The 632-nt window shown below is 43.7% G+C and carries 1 protein-coding gene; it reads left to right on the top strand.

The features are described from left to right. Positions 1-4 precede the first annotated feature (4 nt). Positions 5-523, top strand: a complete 519-nt coding sequence (locus tag GNE10_RS34980; RefSeq protein ID WP_185570567.1) for an adenine phosphoribosyltransferase — start codon at positions 5-7, stop codon at positions 521-523. The last annotated feature ends 109 nt before the right edge of the window (positions 524-632 follow it).

The following is a 632-nucleotide window of genomic DNA, read 5'->3' as shown; positions in this document are numbered from 1 at the left end:
CTCTATGGATTTAAAGTATCTGATTCGTGACATCCCAGATTTTCCCAAACCTGGAATATTATTTCGGGATATTACTACCCTGCTGCGCGATCCAGAGGGACTGCGCTATACTATTGACTTTTTAACACAAAAATGTATAGAAGCTGAGATGACAGTGGATTATGTTATTGGTATGGAGTCGAGGGGATTTATTTTTGGCTCACCTCTGGCTTATAAACTAGGAGCAGGTTTTATTCCCGTCCGCAAAAAAGGGAAGTTACCATCCGCAGTTCACTCAATTGAATATCAACTAGAGTATGGTACAGACTGCCTAGAAGTACATCAAGATGCTTTACATGAGGGTAGCCGGGTTTTGATAGTAGACGATTTGATTGCCACTGGTGGAACTGCAAGTGCCACAGCAAACTTGGTACAGAAGATTGGCTGCGAACTAATAGGGTTTGGGTTTATTATCGAGCTACGAGATTTACAAGGACGCAGACATTTGCCAAATGTGCCAATTATTTCTTTAGTTGAATATTAATATTTGTCATTAGTCATTGGGCATGGGGTATGGGGCATTGGGCATCCCTTCTCTGCGAGACGCTACGCGAACGGCTTCGCTCAGGGCAAGTGGGCATTGGGCATTGGGC

The organism is Nostoc sp. 2RC, assembly GCF_014222165.1.
Taxonomy (GTDB): domain Bacteria; phylum Cyanobacteriota; class Cyanobacteriia; order Cyanobacteriales; family Nostocaceae; genus Nostoc; species Nostoc linckia.
Note: the sequence above shows the minus strand (reverse complement) of the source record. Positions and strands in the feature narration are given on the sequence as shown.